The sequence below is a fragment of the Paenibacillus sp. A14 genome (assembly GCF_036864815.1).
GTDB lineage: Bacteria > Bacillota > Bacilli > Paenibacillales > Paenibacillaceae > Fontibacillus > Fontibacillus sanfengchensis.
The window spans coordinates 142379-158945 of the sequence record NZ_JBAGJD010000002.1 but is presented as its reverse complement, the minus strand read 5'-3'; the positions used below and the strand labels follow the sequence as shown (position 1 = coordinate 158945).

Sequence of the window (16567 nt, the reverse complement as noted above, 5' to 3'; positions counted from 1 at the left end):
GGGGGTGAGAGAATATGCATGAAGCTCCGATTATTGATCTGGGCGGCTTTCGTCTGGATCTGTCCATCGTCATTATGTTGGTGGTCACCTGCGCGATCGTCTTTATCGTCGCCAAGCTGGCTACCCGGAATCTGTCGGTGGAGAATCCAGGCAAACTCCAGAATTTCCTGGAGTGGGCGGCGGAATTTGTCCGGAACATGATCTCAAGCACCATGGACTGGAAGAAAGGCAAGCCGTTTCTTTCCCTCGCCATGACGATGATAATGTTCATCTTCGTCGCGAACATGCTCGGCCTTGTGTTCGGGTTTGTCACCGAGTATCATGACGCCGATAAAGCCAAAATTTTCGGAAAGGAGATTATCTCCGTCACGGAAGTTTTGCATGAGCAGCATGAGCAGCATCCGGGCGAGGAAGCTCACGCCGAGGTGGCCTGGTGGAAATCACCGACTGCCGACGTTAGCGTGACGATGGGATTGGCGTTGCTCGTGTTTTTGCTTTCCCACGGGTTGGGTCTGTTTAAGAACACGAAGAATTACTTGAAACACTACGTCCAGCCTTACCCGTTATTTTTACCGATAAACCTGATTGAACAGCTCTCCAAGCTGGTCACGCACGGTGTCCGTCTCTTTGCGAATATTTTCGCGGGCGAGGTGTTGATTTCCACCATTATGACCCTTGCGAAAGCGAGCGCTGTGGGGGCGATTTTCTCGGTGCCGCTGCTGATGGTTTGGGATGGTTTCAGTATTTTCGTCGGCGCGATTCAGGCTTTCGTCTTTGTCATCTTGATGATGGTATACATCTCGCAAAATCTTGAAACTCACGACGAGCATTAGCTTCAACTTAAGGCGTGAAGCAATTTTCACCCTGATTGAACATAAAATTTGATTTTAAATTTTAAGGAGGATATACAAATGGGAGCAATGGCATTATTGGCAGCAGCTATCGTAGCAGGATTGGGCGCATTCGGCGCAGCGCTGGGTAACGGTATGGTTATCAGCAAAACGGTGGAAGGCATGGCTCGTCAGCCAGAAGCTAAATCCACTCTGCAAACTACAATGTTTATCGGCGTAGGTCTGATCGAAGTACTTCCGATCATCGGCGTGGTCTTGGCATTCATGTTCTTTGGTAAGGCTTAATTGAATTTGAAAAAGAACTGGCGGGGAAGGCCACAGCCGTCCGCGCCTTCTTTTTAGCCCCATGGGCGGAAAGACATAACGGATGGGCTTCGGAAAGGAGTGACTTTGATTGAATTTCGTATGGGAAAACACCGTCATCGCGCTGATCGCGATCGGGATTTTATACTTTTTGCTGAATAAATACGCTTTCGGTCCGCTCTTCTCCGTGATGGAGAAACGCCGGGAATTGGTGCAGCAGCAGCTTAACGAAGCTGCACAGACCCGCGAACAGGCTGCTACTTACGTGGAAGAACAGAAATCGGCTCTTCAGGAAGCGCGCAAGGAAGCCTATGAGATTATCGAGCAATCGAAGCAAACGAGCAGCAAGCAAGCCGCACAGTTGTTGCAGCAGGCCAAGGAAGAAGCGGAGCGTTTGAAAGACGAAGCGGTTCGCGATATCCAAAGCGAGAAGAACAGAGCGGTCGAGCAGCTCCGCAGCGAAGTGGGCGCCGTGTCCGTCAAGATCGCTTCCAAGCTGATCGAGAAAGAAGTCAGCGAGGAAAAGGTGCAGGGCGAACTGGTTGACCAGTATCTTAAAGAGGTCGGTGGCCGCTCATGAGCCGCGAGATCGTAGCCGCCAAACGTTACGCCAAGGCGCTGTATGAGATCGCCGCGCAGGAAGGCCGCACGCTGGAAGTGGAGAATGAGCTTAAGGCGCTGACGTCTTCTTTTAAATCCGGTGACGAGATTGAGAGATTTATCGCTTCTCCCAATATTTCGTCGGAGACCAAGTGGGAATTGATTTCCCGGGCGATTGAAGACAAATTGTCCAAACCGGTGGTATCTTTAATGAAGCTTTTGGTGGAGCGCGGAAGAACCGAACTGCTTCCCGAGCTGCTGGAAGGGTACATTCAAATTTCCGGCGAGGCTTTGGGTATGGCTAACGCTACGGTTTATACCACGTATCCGTTAAACGAAGAAGAGAAGCAGCAAGTGGAAGCCGAATTCGGCCAGCTCGTCAAGAAGAAGATCCGGATTGAAAACGTGATCGATAAAGACTTGCTCGGTGGCATGAAAGTCAGAATCGGCGACACGCTGTACGATGGAAGTTTGGCCGGCAAGCTGGAACGGCTTGAGAAGTCTTTTCGAAGACAAGCACTGTAGATAGGGGTGAAACACTTGAGTATCAGACCTGAAGAGATCAGTTCACTGATTAAGAGTCAGATTGAACAATATAAATCGGAAATTGAAGTGGCCGAGGTTGGCACCGTTATTCAAGTAGGCGACGGTATCGCCCGTGTCCACGGACTTGAGAACGCCATGGCTAACGAACTGCTTGAGTTTGAGAATGGCGTGTTTGGTCTTGCTTTGAACCTGGAAGAAAGCAATGTCGGTGTCGTTATTCTGGGGCCATACAGCGAAATTCGCGAAGGCGATCAAGTGAAACGTACGGGGCAAATTATGCAGGTTCCGGTAGGCGAGGCTCTGCTGGGCCGCGTTGTCAACCCGCTCGGTCAACCGGTTGACGGTAAAGGTCCGATTGAGACCACGGAATTCCGTCCCGTTGAAAATAATGCCCCAGGCGTTATTGAGCGGAAATCGGTACATGAGCCGATGCAAACCGGGATCAAGGCGATCGACTCGATGGTTCCGATTGGCCGCGGCCAACGTGAGCTTATCATCGGTGACCGTCAAACCGGTAAAACGGCGATTGCCCTCGATACGATCATCAACCAAAAGGGCAACGGCGTAAAATGTATTTATGTCGCTATCGGGCAAAAGCAATCCACGGTTGTCAACGTGGTGGAAACGCTCCGTCGTCACGGTGCGCTCGACTACACGATTGTGGTTACGGCTTCCGCTTCGGAACCGTCTCCGCTCCTGTACATCGCGCCTTATGCCGGGGTAGCTATGGCCGAGTACTTCATGTACAAAGGCGAGCACGTTCTGATTATTTATGATGACTTGTCCAAGCAAGCGGCAGCTTACCGCGAATTGTCCTTGCTGCTCCGTCGTCCTCCGGGCCGCGAAGCTTATCCGGGTGACGTCTTCTATCTGCACTCCCGTCTCTTGGAACGTGCAGCGAAGCTGAGCGATGAACTCGGCGGCGGGTCGATTACCGCGCTTCCGTTTATCGAAACGCAAGCGTCCGACGTATCCGCATATATTCCGACCAATGTAATTTCCATTACGGACGGTCAAATCTTCCTGGAGTCCGACCTGTTCTATTCCGGTCAGCGTCCGGCGGTCAACGTCGGTATTTCCGTATCCCGGGTAGGGGGCTCCGCCCAAATCAAGGCGATGAAGAAGGTAGCCGGTACGCTCCGTCTCGACCTTGCCCAATACCGTGAGCTTCAAGCGTTCTCCCAATTCGGCTCCGACCTCGATAAATCGACGCAAGCGCGTCTGACCCGCGGTTCCCGGATGATGGAAATTCTGAAGCAAGGCGTTAACCAACCGCTTCCGGTAGAGGAGCAAGTCATCAGCCTATACACGGCAGTCAAAGGTTATCTGGATGACATCGCGCTTGGCGATGTGCGCCGCTTTGAAGCGGAGTTCCTGTCGTTCGCGAAGAATCAGCATGGCGAGGTGCTGCAATCGATCCGCGATACGAAAGACCTGACGGCCGATAATGAAGCGAAATTGAAGGAAGTTATCGAGAAGTTCAAGAAGGGCTTTGCGGCTTCCGTATAATAAATAACGCATAAACCGGCCCTGGCGATTTGCCGGAACGCCGGTTTGTGATTATGTTTTGGCTTCGCCAAAACTTAAGTTAATGCTTACGAAGTAACTTTGGCTTCGCCAAAGTTAAGCTTATGCTTACGAAGTAGTTTTGGCTTCGCCAAAACTTGAAGGTGGTGAAATCATGGCAAAAGGGATTCGCGAAATAAAACGCCAGATCAAGAGCATTCAGAATACCCGTCAAATCACGAAAGCGATGGAAATGGTGGCTTCGGCCAAACTGAGAAAAGCTCAGGAAAAAGCGCAGGCATCACGCCCGTATGTTGAGAAGTTGAAAGAAGTCGTGACCAGCATTGCGTCCGGCTCGGACGGCGTCTCTCACCCGATGCTTGTTTCGCGGGAGATTAAGCGTACGGCCTACATCGTGATCACATCCGACGGCGGACTGGTTGGGGGTTACAATGCGAACTTGCTTCGTACCGTCATGGATGAGATCAAGAGCAAACATGCTTCCAAGGAGGAGTACGGTTTGTTTGTGATCGGGCGGAAAGGCCGCGATTATTTGAACCGCCGGGAACTTCCGGTGGTCGAATCGGTCACCGATTTGTCTGATACGCCTAAATTCGCCGACATTAAAGCGTTGGCTTATGCGGCGGTTCAGGGCTTTGAGCTTGAACAGTATGATGAGGTCTATCTCTGCTACAGCCGGTTTATCAATGCGATCACCCAAAGGCCGACCGTGGACCGACTGCTTCCATTCGACAAAGTGGAACAAAACCATGAAGTCAAGGCTGAGGTGGAATACGAGCCATCGCCGGAAGCCGTTCTGGAAGTGCTGCTGCCGAAATATGCGGAAACACTGATTTTCAGCGCTCTTCTGGAAGGCAAAGCGAGTGAGCTTGCTGCGAAAATGACGGCGATGGGCAGTGCGACGAAAAATGCCACGAAGATTATCAACGAGCTTACCCTGACGTACAACCGCGCGCGTCAAGCGGCAATTACCCAGGAGATCACGGAAATTGTGGCAGGCGCGAACGCGCAAGGCTAATTACGCTCGGTTCTGGTAGCAACAAGCCGCGAGATTCCTTGAAGCAGAACTTCTTCCCTTATTGGATAGGCAGGCTTCAAGGATCTTTCACGGCCTTATACGGTTTGAATACAGTTTGCGGATGGGCAAAGCTCAGGGATGAACTTCCGAGTAGTTTTGTTGTGAACTTTTTCATGTGCCCCGCAAAACTTTTAGGAGGGAACGAAAAAAATGAACAAAGGACGCGTTGTTAGCGTAATGGGTCCGGTTGTTGATATCGAGTTTGACCGCGGTCAACTGCCGGAAATCTTTAACGCCATCAGAATTATGAATCAAAACGCGGAGGATGGGAAAGGCGATCTGATTCTGGAAGCGTCCAACCATCTGGGCGACAACCTGGTCCGTTGTATCGCGATGTCGTCGACGGACGGTTTGGTGCGCGGTACGGAAGCCGAGGACTTGGGTGCTCCGATCTCCGTTCCTGTAGGTGAGGTCACGCTTAGCCGGGTTTTCAACGTGCTTGGGGACACCATTGACAACAAAGGTCAAATTGACGGGGTTCTGCGTAATCCGATCCACCGCGAGCCGCCGAAATTCGAGGATTTGTCGACACAAGCCGAAATCCTGGAAACCGGGATTAAGGTTATCGACCTGCTGGCTCCCTATGCCAAGGGCGGTAAAATCGGTTTGTTCGGCGGTGCGGGCGTAGGTAAAACCGTAACGATTCAGGAATTGATCCGTAACATCGCCCATGAACATGGCGGTATTTCGGTATTTGCCGGCGTAGGGGAACGTACCCGCGAAGGTAATGACCTTTATATGGAAATGACGGAATCCGGCGTTATTGAAAAAACGGCGATGGTGTTCGGACAAATGAACGAACCTCCAGGCGCGCGTTTGCGTGTCGCATTGACCGGTTTGACGATGGCTGAGTACTTCCGCGATCAGGAAGGCCGCGACGTGCTGCTCTTTATCGATAACATTTTCCGTTTCACGCAAGCGGGTTCCGAAGTTTCGGCCTTGCTCGGCCGGATGCCTTCTGCGGTAGGTTATCAGCCTACGCTTGCGACCGAAATGGGCCAGCTTCAGGAACGGATTACGTCGACCAAAAAAGGTTCGGTTACATCGATCCAGGCGATTTACGTGCCTGCGGATGACTATACGGACCCGGCTCCTGCAACGACGTTTGCCCACTTGGACGCAACGACGAACCTGGAGCGTAAAATTTCCGAGAAAGGGATCTTCCCTGCCGTGGATCCGCTGGCTTCCAGCTCCCGGATTCTGACTCCGGAAATCGTCGGCGAAGAACATTACAATGTAGCGCAAGGCGTTAAGCAACTTTTGGCTCGTTACAAAGAGCTGCAGGATATTATCGCCATCCTGGGCATGGACGAATTGTCCGAGGATGACAAGCTGCTTGTAGCCCGTGCCCGGAAGGTCGAACGCTTCCTTTCGCAGCCATTTAACGTTGCTGAACAGTTCACCGGCCTTAAAGGGAAGTATGTGCCGATCGCTGAAACCGTACGTAGCTTTAAGGAAATTTTGGACGGCAAGCACGACAATCTTCCTGAAGCAGCCTTCCTCTTCGTCGGTCCGATTGAAGAAGCTGTGGAAAAAGCGAAAAATCTCTAATACGCACCGTTAACGCGGATGCTTCAGAAATGAACGTCCCACGAAACAGGAGGGATGAAAGTGAGTACCTTTTTATTGGAAATCGTCACACCGGAGCATGTCGTATTCTCCGAACAGGTCGAGAGCCTGACGGTCCGCGGATTGGAAGGGGAATTGGGGATTTTGCCGGGGCATATCCCCTTTGTTACCCCTTTGCAGGTAGCCACGATTGTCGTGAAAGCCGCAGGAAAAACGAAGAACATTGCGGTGCATGGAGGCTTTGTTGAGGTCCAGAGCGACAAAACGATTGTTTTGGCGGAGAGCGCGGAGCTGCCGGAAGAGATCGACGTGGAACGCGCCATTGCGGCGAGAGAACGTGCGGAACGCCGGTTGTCCGCCAGCACGCAGGATGCCATCGACCGCCGCCGGGCGGAGTTGGCGCTGCAGCGCGCGGTAACGCGGATCAATGTTTCGAGCCGTTCGAAAGAGTAGCGAGTTGGAGTCGGGCACCGGAGGGTGCCCGGCTTTTTTTTATGAGGGATTTCCGATGAAACCGGACGGATGGAGCTAGGGCATAAATTCGCGGGTTCAGGAATTGCCCTCCCCTGGATTGACCATATTATCATTAAGACGTCTCAAAGCTGTACGGTTTAGCAGCAAATCCCAATTGAAAGCGTGTCTTTCCTCTAAAATATAAGCCGCTATCTTCCGGAGGCTTCCAAAAATTCAATTTTCAGAAGAATAGATGAATTTGGAAACCTTTGCAAGCAAAAGAAATACTGGATTATTATCACGTGGCCAAGTATGATATATAGGTCTATAAATTTATTAGGCGTTATCCGATATATTAGGGGAGTTATATTAACCGATCAGGTCACTGCGGCATAAATATAACGTGACAGGAGGGAGTTCTTTATGAATCCGGTCGAGTCCGTCCCCGTATCGGTCGGGGTGAATGGCTTGACGGCCATACTCGTATCGCTGGCATGTGTGGCCCTGTCTTGGTGGGCGCTGCAAAACCTCAAGCTCGATTTATTCATCCGGCAACCGAAGGGGCCGCAAGGCAAACTGCTTCAACTGCTGCTTGCCGTTGTATTAGGAAGGTTCGTCGCTTCTTTCGTGCTGGAGTACTGGGGCTACACGCAAATGCTGCGCTATATGTTTTGATTCCTAAGTCATTGGTTATATGTGTGTTAGACTGTAGGGACGAGGGAGATTGTCGAATAACATCAAAACATTGTGTCAACAATGGTGAATAAGGACTACAGTTCGTTTAGACGTTCCTGGCTAGAAGACAGTGCCGTTTTCTCGGAAAAACTCGTCTTTTCGACAGGTTTAGAGCCTTGTGCGCCTCAAATGACCGATGATATGATGAAATTTAGGGAAAATGGTGAAAATGAACGCGCGGAGGGAACCAAGATGAGCAAATTTATCGTCCGCGGTGGCAATGTTTTGGCCGGGAACGTTAAAGTTAGCGGAGCTAAAAATTCAGTGCTGCCAATCATTGCAGCATCCTTGCTGGGCGAGGAAGGCGTAAGTATTATACGCGATGCCCCTCCTTTGGATGATGTGATGACTATAAATAAAGTATTGGAATCGCTAGGAGCGACCGTTACATATGACCGTGAAGTGATTACGGTCGATGCGCAAACTATCGCTTCCTGTGAAGCGCCGTACGAATGGGTACGGAAAATGCGGGCGTCTTTTCTCGTCATGGGCCCTTTGCTGACCAGAACGGGATACACCAGAATTTCATTGCCGGGAGGCTGCGCCATTGGTACAAGGCCGATCGACCAGCATCTCAAAGGATTTGAGGCCATGGGCGCGGAAATTAACCTGGGGCAGGGTTTTATTGAAGCCAGATCTCAAGGCAGACTCCGTGGGGCTAAAATTTATTTGGACGTAGCCAGTGTCGGCGCAACGGAGAATATTATGATGGCCGCAACATTGGCCGAAGGCACTACAGTGATTGAAAATGCCGCCAAGGAACCGGAAATTGTGGACCTGGCCAATTATTTGAACGGCATGGGCGCCGTCGTACGGGGAGCCGGTACCGGCGTGATTCGGATCGAAGGCGTCGAGAAGCTTCATGGTGTGGAGCACACTGTGATTCCGGATCGTGTTGAAGCGGGAACTTTCATGATCGCGGCCGCGGCAACCGGCGGCAACGTGTTCGTGGAGGGAGCGATCGCCGATCACTTGGGACCCATCATCTCGAAGCTCGAAGAAATGGGTGTGAGCGTGGAGATCCAGGAAAATGGCGTACGTGTTATGGCGGATAAGCCTTTGAAGGCGGTAGATGTCAAAACTTTGCCGTATCCGGGATTTCCGACGGATATGCAATCGCAGATGATGGCGCTGCTGCTGGTTTCTGAAGGAACCAGCGTAGTGACCGAAACGGTTTTTGAGAACCGCTTTATGCATGTGGATCAGTTCCGCCTCATGAACGCGGAGATTAAGGTAGAAGGACGCAGCGCGATCGTCACTGGCGGAGCCAAGCTTAGCGGAGCCAAGGTGTGCGCAACCGATCTGCGGGCCGGAGCCGCTTTGATTATCGCGGGTCTGGTGGCCGACGGGACAACGGAAGTAAGCGGAACGCATCATATCGACCGTGGTTATGTTCACTTGGCCGAGAAATTGTCCGGGCTGGGCGCCGATATTTGGCGGATCACGGAAAGCAAGGATGCCGCAGTCGAGAAAACAACAGTCCCCGTACAAGAGGAGCTGCCGCTTTTCAAAGTCCAGCCAACCTGGGCTTGATCTCGCGAAACGTATGATTTTATAAGTTTAGAAAACCCGACCACGCTTCTTGCGTGGTCTTTTTTGCTGTGTGGCAAAGCCACGGAAGCGAGGGGAAGTACCTAGCCGCACGCTGGCCTTGGCAGTAACGGACGCCATAGCAGTTATTTCGGCAAAAAGGATCGGTTACTGTGTCCTAACGGACCTAGTAGCGGCTATTGCTGTAATCCGGGCAAGGAACCCGCGAATTTGCAGGAATAGCCGCTATTCTGTCCATTAGAAATGGAAGGTCGCCTATTAGAGAGAAATAGCGGCTATTTTTCGCCGACGGTGCGGTTTGCACATCGATTCAACAAGCCCTACATTACAGGGGGCGCTCATCTTCTGCGGAAAGCTATCAGTTTCCCTGGTGGCATATCGCACTCCTGCTTATTGGTCGGGAAAAGTTCTAGCAATCCGATAAAACTCATATCTATAAGTATATCGGGGATTCAATAGTACCGGCAAAAAAGCTAGGTTGCCGCAAATGTACGCAGCAATGGAAGTAGCAGAGCCTACAGAACGCTGCAGCGAGAATCCGGAGGAGATGAGGTGCGAGATGAAGGAGCAAGGAAATCCGGTCCAACCGCGAGAAAAACTGATCTATGAAAAAAATAGAATTAAGGTAAAGCTGGACGAACCTGCTGTCCCCAAAGAGGAGGCGAAACCGGCACGGGTGGAGCCCCGTCCCGGGGAGGAGGCCCGCGGGGGAACGCACGGGCCGCCAAGCGCGGGCCCCGCAGCAGGGGAGACTCCGCTGCGGATGCGCCTTGCGCCCGGCGCGCCGCTGCGCCCTTCCTTCCGCAGGCGCGGAAGGAAGGGCGGGGCGCTAGCCGCCGGGCTGGCGGCGCTGGTGGCGCTGGCCGCGCTCGCGGTGCTGCTGCCGGCGCTGCTGGCCGGCCGCACCGGCGCGCCGCCGGCGCCGCACCTGCCTGCGGCCGCGCAGCCGCCGCAGGCCCGGACGCCCGCGGCCGCAGGCGGCGCGGGCGCGGAGCGGCTCGCCCCGGCGGAGGGCTCGCCCGCCGAGGGCCGGACCCTGGTGCGCGTCTATCTATCGCGCACCGGGTCCGTCGAAAGCCTGCCGCTCGAACAGTACGTGACCGGCGTACTGGCGGCCGAGATGCCGGCGGACTTTGAGCTGGAGGCGCTCAAAGCACAGGCGGTCGCGGCCCGCACCTTTATCGTCCGCCGGCTGGCAGCCCGGGATACGAGCGGCATCCCCGGCGGCAAGGCGGACGTCAAGGACACGGTAGACCATCAGGCATACCTGTCCCGGAAAACCCTGGAGAAGTGGAAGCGGGACGGGAAGACGGAACAACTGGCCAGGCTGGAACGGGCGGTTCAAGAAACACAGGGAATCGTGATGACCTACCAGGGACAACCGATTACGGCCTCCTTTTTTTCGGCGAGCGGGGGCTATACGGAGAATTCTGAGGAGTACTGGTCGCTGCGGGTGCCTTATCTTCGCAGTGTGGCCAGCCCTTGGGACGCCGGGGTGAATCCGAGAAACGAAGTAACGGTCACGCTTCCCGTCAGCGAGGTACTGGGCAAGTTGGGCCAATCCGTCCCCGTTATCCCCGTCTCCGGGGGCGGAACGGAAAAAACGGAATACTCGGATCGTCTTTTTCGCATTCTCTCCTATACTTCGGGAAGGCGTGTTAAACAAATTCTGGTAGGGGGCAAAACTTATACCGGGCGGGAGGTCCGGGAGAAGCTGGGGCTGCGCTCCAGCCAATTCAGGCTGGACGTGGACGGCAGGAACGTGAAGATTACGACCTACGGGTACGGACACGGCGTCGGCATGAGCCAATGGGGGGCGAACGGGATGGCCAAGAACGGGCATACCGCAGCCCAGATTCTCAAACACTACTATACCGGGATTTCTTTCGAAGGGGCTGCCGATCTGCTGAAATAGTTTAGATTCCCTTACTCTAAGAAATTTTTCAAAATTGATATAAAGCGAAGTATAAAAGCTCGGGCCGCGGTAACACTGGTTATTGAGGTGATGAGCAAATGAATGAACAGAACAACAAAAACAAACCCCATGAGGAATCTCCTAAAATTGCAATGGGAGAACCGGTCGTACCGGCGTCCGCATGGAAGAAACTATTGTCCAAGAGATGGGTTTACCCGGCGGTGTACATGGCAGCAGCGGCAATTATACTAACCTTAGTGTGGGTCTACCAGGATGCCAGCCAGAAGCCGATGGATTCCACACCTGCCAGCGTGACGGATTCCATGGAGTCGCCGGGCAGTCAGGACCTGCCGAACGGGGATAAAACCGCGCAAGGGACGAAGGACGGAAACGGAAAAGCGGTCGAAACGACCGCGGTCGCCGAGGATTTGGCTTGGCCGGTAGCGAAAGCGGCGGAAGTGGCGATCGTTAAACCGTTTTACGACAATGAAGCGAGCGCCGAAGACCACGAAGCTGCGCTCGTCCAGTACAATGATACGTTTATCGCCAATACCGGGATCGATTTGGCCCGTGAGGACAACCAGTCGTTTGATGTCACCGCCGCGATGAGCGGAAAAGTGACCCGGGTGGAAGAGGTTCCACTGCTCGGCTTCGTTGTAGAAATCACGCATGCCAACAATTTGAAGACCGTGTATGAAAGTTTGGCTGAGGTGAAAGCGAAGTTGAACGCCGAGGTAAAACAAGGCGACGTCATTGCAACCGCCGGCCGGAACGAGATGGAAAAAGACCTTGGCAACCACGTTCACTTTGCCGTTTATGAAAACGGGGAACTGGTTAACCCGGTCCATGTGCTTCCGAAAAATCAATAATACGGCCGATCAACCGCAAAGCGGGGAGCCTCCGAGCTCCCCGCTTTTGTCATGCGCTCGCTCCGTTTTCTCCGGGAATGCGGGCTTTCGGACAAACCCTCTGTCAAAATAATTGGCCGCGCCCGGGCTTGTCAGGCTTGGAAACAAAGAATATATAGGCACGCCCCTCATATAATGTACCAAACTATCTCGAGTAGGGAGGCGGGAGCGTGCACGATTACATCAAGGAACGGACGATAAAAATCGGTCGCTGCATTGTGGAAACTCGGCACACGGTTCGGACCATTGCCAAAGAATTCGGCGTATCGAAAAGTACGGTGCATAAAGACTTAACCGAGCGTTTGCCGGAGATCAATCCGGATTTGGCGGACCAGGTCAAGCACATTCTCGAATATCATAAGTCGATCAGGCATCTTCGGGGAGGCGAAGCGACGAAAATCAAGTACAAGAAGAAAGGACAATCGAAGCGGGAAGTGATTAGCTCGGCCCGTTAAAGAGAAATTGGATGATTTATCCTGCAAACCAAGGAATGTGATTGAACACCTCCCCCAAAGTATGGTATTTTTAAATATGGTATGAGAATGTGGATTTTTATCCAATGTTCCCGAGTTTTGCAGTTTTTTGCGACTTTTTTGTCGAATATCGGCTCCGTGATTCGGGGAAGCTTTTACCATATACTAAGCCATGAAAATACGTTTTGGGGGAGCATCGTGATGATGAGCAAGGATATTGGTATTGATTTGGGCACAGCCAATGTGCTGATTCATGTCAAGGGAAGGGGAGTCGTTCTTGACGAGCCGTCTGTGGTTGCGATCGATAGCGACGCGAAGCGCGTGCTGGCGGTCGGTGAGGAAGCCCGAAAGATGGTCGGCCGTACGCCGGGAAATATCATCGCGATCCGTCCTTTGCGGGACGGCGTAATTGCTGATTTTGAAGTTACGGAAACGATGCTCAAACATTTCATTGACCGCGTGGGGGGGCGAAGCTGGTACAGCCATCCGCGTATTTTGATTTGTGCGCCTACGAACATTACGTCCGTCGAGCAGAAATCGATTCGCGAAGCGGCGGAACACAGCGGCGCCAAAGAAGTTTTCATGGAGGAAGAGCCGAAAGCCGCCGCTATTGGCGCGGGAATGGACATATTCGAACCGAGCGGCAACATGGTTGTCGATATCGGCGGAGGGACGACGGATGTGGCGGTGCTCTCGATGGGAGACATCGTCACGGCTTCGTCCATTAAAATCGCCGGGGACAAGTTTGATGGCGCCATCATTAAATATATTAAAACGAAGTACAAGCTGTTGATCGGGGAGCGCACCGCGGAAGATATCAAAATCGCGATCGGAACCGTTCACCCGTCCGGACTCGTGGCGGAAATGGATATCCGCGGCAGGGACATGGTATCCGGGCTGCCGCTTACGATTACAGTGACGTCCGCCGAAATCCAGGAGGCCTTGGCCGATCCGGTTTCCTCGATTGTCACTGCGGCGAAATCGGTGCTGGAGCGCACTCCGCCGGAACTGTCCGCCGACATTATCGACCGCGGCGTGATTTTGACGGGCGGAGGCGCTCTGCTGAACGGATTGGACGAGCTGTTGGCCGAGGAACTTCACGTTCCGGTTTTGATCGCCGAAGATCCGATGCACTGCGTTGTCAAAGGGACAGGCATCATGCTGGACAATTTGGACCGGGTAGTTAAGAAAAAGTTCTAAACTGCCGATATAAAGGGTATACGAATGAAATCGCGAGTTGCGATTGACATAAATAGTATGAATCAATCCGGTCCGGAACATTCGCCGGCACCTTAGTTTGGAGGTTTGTCCATGTTAAGAGGGCTTTACACCGCGGCATCCGGGATGATCACGGAGCAGCGGCGGCATGACACGGTGACTCAGAATATCGCAAATATCAACACTCCGGGGTACAAGCAAGTGAATTCGGTAAACCGCTCTTTTCCGGATATGCTGGTTTCTTTGATGGGTGACAAGCAGTCCGGGTACGCCAAGCGTATCGGTAAATTGACAACGGGCGTTTTTGCGGAAGAAAGCATGTCTTCTTATGTACAGGGGGATTTGCGTGAAACGGGCAAGGCTTCGAATTTCGCGCTTATGTCCAGCCTCAGTTTAAACGACCCGACGACAGGGGAGCCGATCCCTTTCGACGCCTCGGGGAAATACGTGAATGAAGACGGCGAAGTCATCTATCGTCCGGAAGCTTTCTTTGCGGTCATGGACAATAATGATGAAGTACGTTACACTCGGGACGGCAACTTTACGGTGACCGCAACCGGTGAGTTGCTGACTTCGTCCGGGCAGCGCGTGCTCGACAGCCAAGGTAACCCTATCGTACTTGCGCAAGGACAGTCGCTGGAGCAGTTGCAATGCGATGCGCTGGGCAACTTGTTCACGTATGACGACACTGGGGCCAGAGTCGATGTCGCCACGCTTGGGGTTTCCATAGTCAACCGGCCGCAAGAATTGGTGCGGGACGGTAACGGTGTCTTCCGAGCTCAGGATCCGGAGGTTGCGGACATTCAGCCTCTTCCTCAGCAAGGGGTGGAAGGAGTGCAGGTACGTCAAGGTTATCTTGAAGTATCCAATGTCGACACGGCCCAGGCCATGGTGGACCTGCTGGCGGCACAGCGCGCATACGAATCGAATCAAAAGGTTATTCAATTTTACGATAAGAGCTTGGAGAAGGCCGTTAATGAAATCGGACGCGTATAAACCAGGCTTTAACCAAGGAGGTGCCTCATGAACAACTCCATGATCAGTGCGATGGTTTCGATGAACGGAATCCAGCAGCGCCTGGATGTGATTTCGAACAATATCGCGAACTTGGACAATACGGGCTACAAGCGACAGGAAGCTTCTTTTGAAGATACGCTGACCCGGGTGAAGCAACAGATTTCCAAAATGGATTTACCCGGGAGAGCCACTCCCCTCGGATTCGATATGGGCTTCGGATCGCGGGTAACTTCGATTACCAGCAACTTTGCCCAAGGGTCGATTAAAGAGACCGGCAATCCGACGGATTTCGCCATCGAGGGGGATGCTTTGTTTGCGGTACTGACACCGGAAGGAAAGGCCTATACGCGCGGAGGCGATTTCAACATCCAGCCGGATCCGAACGATCCGGAATCCAGCTACCTTGTTACCAAGCTGGGGCACTATGTATTGAATGCGAATGGGGATCGCATCGCGGTTCCGTCCGGCGCCAAACTGCAGGTGGATCCTCGGGGCAATATTAGCGCCGTGACTGAGGCGGGGGCAACCGCGCTCGGACGCTTTCAACTGATGACGCCGCTTCGTCCGGACGCCCTGAAATCTGTTGACGGAAATCTCTATGCTTTGGCTGCCGGGGCGGTTGAGGCGGATGTTCTGGCGGATACGACGACACTGCCGCAGGGACAGCAAGCCGCGCTTCGGCAAGGCGCGTTGGAAGGCTCCAACGTCAATCTGACTGATGAAATGGCTGAGATGATGCAAGTGCAGCGCGCTTATCAGCTTGCCGCCCGGGCATTGACCTCCAGCGAGACGATGATGGGCTTGGCGAATAACTTGCGCGGGTAGGTGGACCATCATGACCCAAGAGAATACCTCGTCTGCGGCGAAACGCAGCGGGTGGATCATCGTCCTCCGGATGCTTCTGATTCTGCTGTTTCTGGTCATCGCTCTGGTCGGGGGCGCCGCGATCGGTTATGTCGTACTGGGTAAGCAAGAGCTTTCCGGGATTTTGCAATGGAGCACATGGAAGCATGTTTTTGATCTGGTCTTTGCATCATGACCGGTTTTTCCAAGAACATTAATGCTGGATTTTTATCGCCTTATAAATAGAAGAAAACGAATGCATGGATTGGATGAAACTCCCGGGAACGGGAGTTTTCTTTTTCGGGTCATAAAATGTATAATGATGGAGGAATGTGCGCGCTGAACATCAAAAGGGCTTGATCCGCACGCGGGTAAACCGTCTGCGGATAAGCCCCTTATCTTAACCTCCGCTTCTGCAGATGCGGAGGATACTATCAGTGTAGCCGCACGCCGTATCTTTTATACGAAAAATGACCGAGGCCCAAACAGGCCAACAACCAAAATGAAATCAGCTTACAACAGCTTACAAATGGAAAGGGGTAGGTATTACATAATGCTCGATACGAAGCAAATTCAGGAGATCATTCCTCATCGGCCGCCATTTCTATTCGTGGACCGGATTATTGAGATGGAGGAAGGCAAAAGAGCGGTAGGGATCAAGAACGTGACAGTCAATGAACCGTTCTTTGCCGGGCATTTTCCCGGTTTTCCCGTGATGCCCGGCGTACTGATTACGGAGGCCCTGGCCCAGGTGGGCGCGGCGGCGATGTTGAGCGTGGAGAGCAATAAGGGGAAGATCGGCTTTTTGGCCGGTCTGGATGGCTTCCGCTTCCGCGGACAGGTTTTTCCGGGCGATACGCTCCGGCTCGAAGTGGAGATTACCCGAATGAAGGGATCGATTGGCAAGGGACACGCGGTCGCCAAAGTCGATGATAAAATTGTCGCAGAGGGTGAAATTATGTTTGCGTTATCCTAAATGG

The 16567-nt window shown here is 53.0% G+C and carries 18 protein-coding genes; all 18 read left to right on the top strand.

Annotated features, from left to right (window positions below):
* The first annotated feature begins 14 nt into the window (after positions 1-14).
* The 18 genes from atpB (at position 15) to fabZ (ending at position 16563) form a co-directional block, all read left to right on the top strand.
* Positions 15-833 (top strand): F0F1 ATP synthase subunit A, encoded by an 819-nt coding sequence (gene atpB, locus V4U88_RS05155; protein ID WP_334072197.1) that lies wholly within the window; start codon positions 15-17, stop codon positions 831-833.
* 78 nt (positions 834-911) lie between these two features.
* Positions 912-1136, top strand: coding sequence for a F0F1 ATP synthase subunit C (gene atpE / locus V4U88_RS05150; RefSeq protein ID WP_148452992.1), 225 nt, complete (start codon positions 912-914; stop codon positions 1134-1136).
* Between the two features lie 109 nt (positions 1137-1245).
* A complete protein-coding gene (gene atpF / locus V4U88_RS05145; protein ID WP_334072196.1) occupies positions 1246-1734 on the top strand; it encodes a F0F1 ATP synthase subunit B in 489 nt (162 codons plus the stop codon).
* Positions 1731-2279 (top strand): F0F1 ATP synthase subunit delta, encoded by a 549-nt coding sequence (locus V4U88_RS05140; RefSeq protein ID WP_334072195.1) that lies wholly within the window; start codon positions 1731-1733, stop codon positions 2277-2279. The genes atpF and V4U88_RS05140 overlap by 4 nt, the downstream gene beginning before the upstream one ends.
* A 15-nt stretch (positions 2280-2294) precedes the next feature.
* On the top strand, positions 2295-3809 hold the full coding sequence (gene atpA / locus V4U88_RS05135) for a F0F1 ATP synthase subunit alpha (RefSeq protein ID WP_334072194.1): 1515 nt from the start codon (positions 2295-2297) through the stop codon (positions 3807-3809).
* Positions 3810-3981: 172 nt separating this feature from the next.
* Positions 3982-4845: an ATP synthase F1 subunit gamma gene (atpG, locus tag V4U88_RS05130; RefSeq protein ID WP_334072193.1), complete on the top strand. Its 864-nt coding sequence runs from the start codon at positions 3982-3984 to the stop codon at positions 4843-4845.
* 210 nt (positions 4846-5055) lie between these two features.
* The gene (gene atpD / locus V4U88_RS05125; protein ID WP_334072192.1) at positions 5056-6456 is read left to right on the top strand and encodes a F0F1 ATP synthase subunit beta; all 1401 of its coding nucleotides are present in this window, start codon (positions 5056-5058) and stop codon (positions 6454-6456) included.
* 60 nt (positions 6457-6516) lie between these two features.
* A complete protein-coding gene (locus tag V4U88_RS05120) occupies positions 6517-6927 on the top strand; it encodes a F0F1 ATP synthase subunit epsilon (RefSeq protein WP_334072191.1) in 411 nt (136 codons plus the stop codon).
* A 423-nt stretch (positions 6928-7350) separates the two neighbouring features.
* A complete protein-coding gene (locus tag V4U88_RS05115; protein WP_334072190.1) occupies positions 7351-7602 on the top strand; it encodes a DUF1146 family protein in 252 nt (83 codons plus the stop codon).
* A 252-nt stretch (positions 7603-7854) separates the two neighbouring features.
* Complete coding sequence (gene murA, locus V4U88_RS05110) at positions 7855-9195, top strand: UDP-N-acetylglucosamine 1-carboxyvinyltransferase (protein ID WP_334072189.1); 1341 nt, start codon at positions 7855-7857, stop codon at positions 9193-9195.
* A 517-nt stretch (positions 9196-9712) separates the two neighbouring features.
* A complete protein-coding gene (gene spoIID, locus V4U88_RS05105) occupies positions 9713-11128 on the top strand; it encodes a stage II sporulation protein D (protein ID WP_334072188.1) in 1416 nt (471 codons plus the stop codon).
* 98 nt (positions 11129-11226) lie between these two features.
* Positions 11227-11997 (top strand): M23 family metallopeptidase, encoded by a 771-nt coding sequence (locus V4U88_RS05100; RefSeq protein WP_334072187.1) that lies wholly within the window; start codon positions 11227-11229, stop codon positions 11995-11997.
* Positions 11998-12206: 209 nt separating this feature from the next.
* Positions 12207-12491 carry a sporulation transcriptional regulator SpoIIID gene (spoIIID, locus tag V4U88_RS05095; protein ID WP_114497259.1) on the top strand — a complete coding sequence of 95 codons (285 nt, stop codon included), beginning with the start codon at positions 12207-12209 and terminating at the stop codon, positions 12489-12491.
* 219 nt (positions 12492-12710) lie between these two features.
* Positions 12711-13709 (top strand): rod shape-determining protein, encoded by a 999-nt coding sequence (locus V4U88_RS05090; protein ID WP_334072720.1) that lies wholly within the window; start codon positions 12711-12713, stop codon positions 13707-13709.
* A 111-nt stretch (positions 13710-13820) separates the two neighbouring features.
* On the top strand, positions 13821-14723 hold the full coding sequence (locus V4U88_RS05085; protein WP_334072186.1) for a flagellar hook-basal body protein: 903 nt from the start codon (positions 13821-13823) through the stop codon (positions 14721-14723).
* 27 nt (positions 14724-14750) lie between these two features.
* On the top strand, positions 14751-15569 hold the full coding sequence (locus V4U88_RS05080) for a flagellar hook-basal body protein (RefSeq protein WP_334072185.1): 819 nt from the start codon (positions 14751-14753) through the stop codon (positions 15567-15569).
* Between the two features lie 10 nt (positions 15570-15579).
* The gene (locus tag V4U88_RS05075) at positions 15580-15783 is read left to right on the top strand and encodes a DNA-directed RNA polymerase subunit beta (RefSeq protein WP_334072184.1); all 204 of its coding nucleotides are present in this window, start codon (positions 15580-15582) and stop codon (positions 15781-15783) included.
* A gap of 357 nt (positions 15784-16140) precedes the next feature.
* Positions 16141-16563 (top strand): 3-hydroxyacyl-ACP dehydratase FabZ, encoded by a 423-nt coding sequence (fabZ, locus tag V4U88_RS05070; RefSeq protein ID WP_334072183.1) that lies wholly within the window; start codon positions 16141-16143, stop codon positions 16561-16563.
* Positions 16564-16567: the final 4 nt, after the last annotated feature.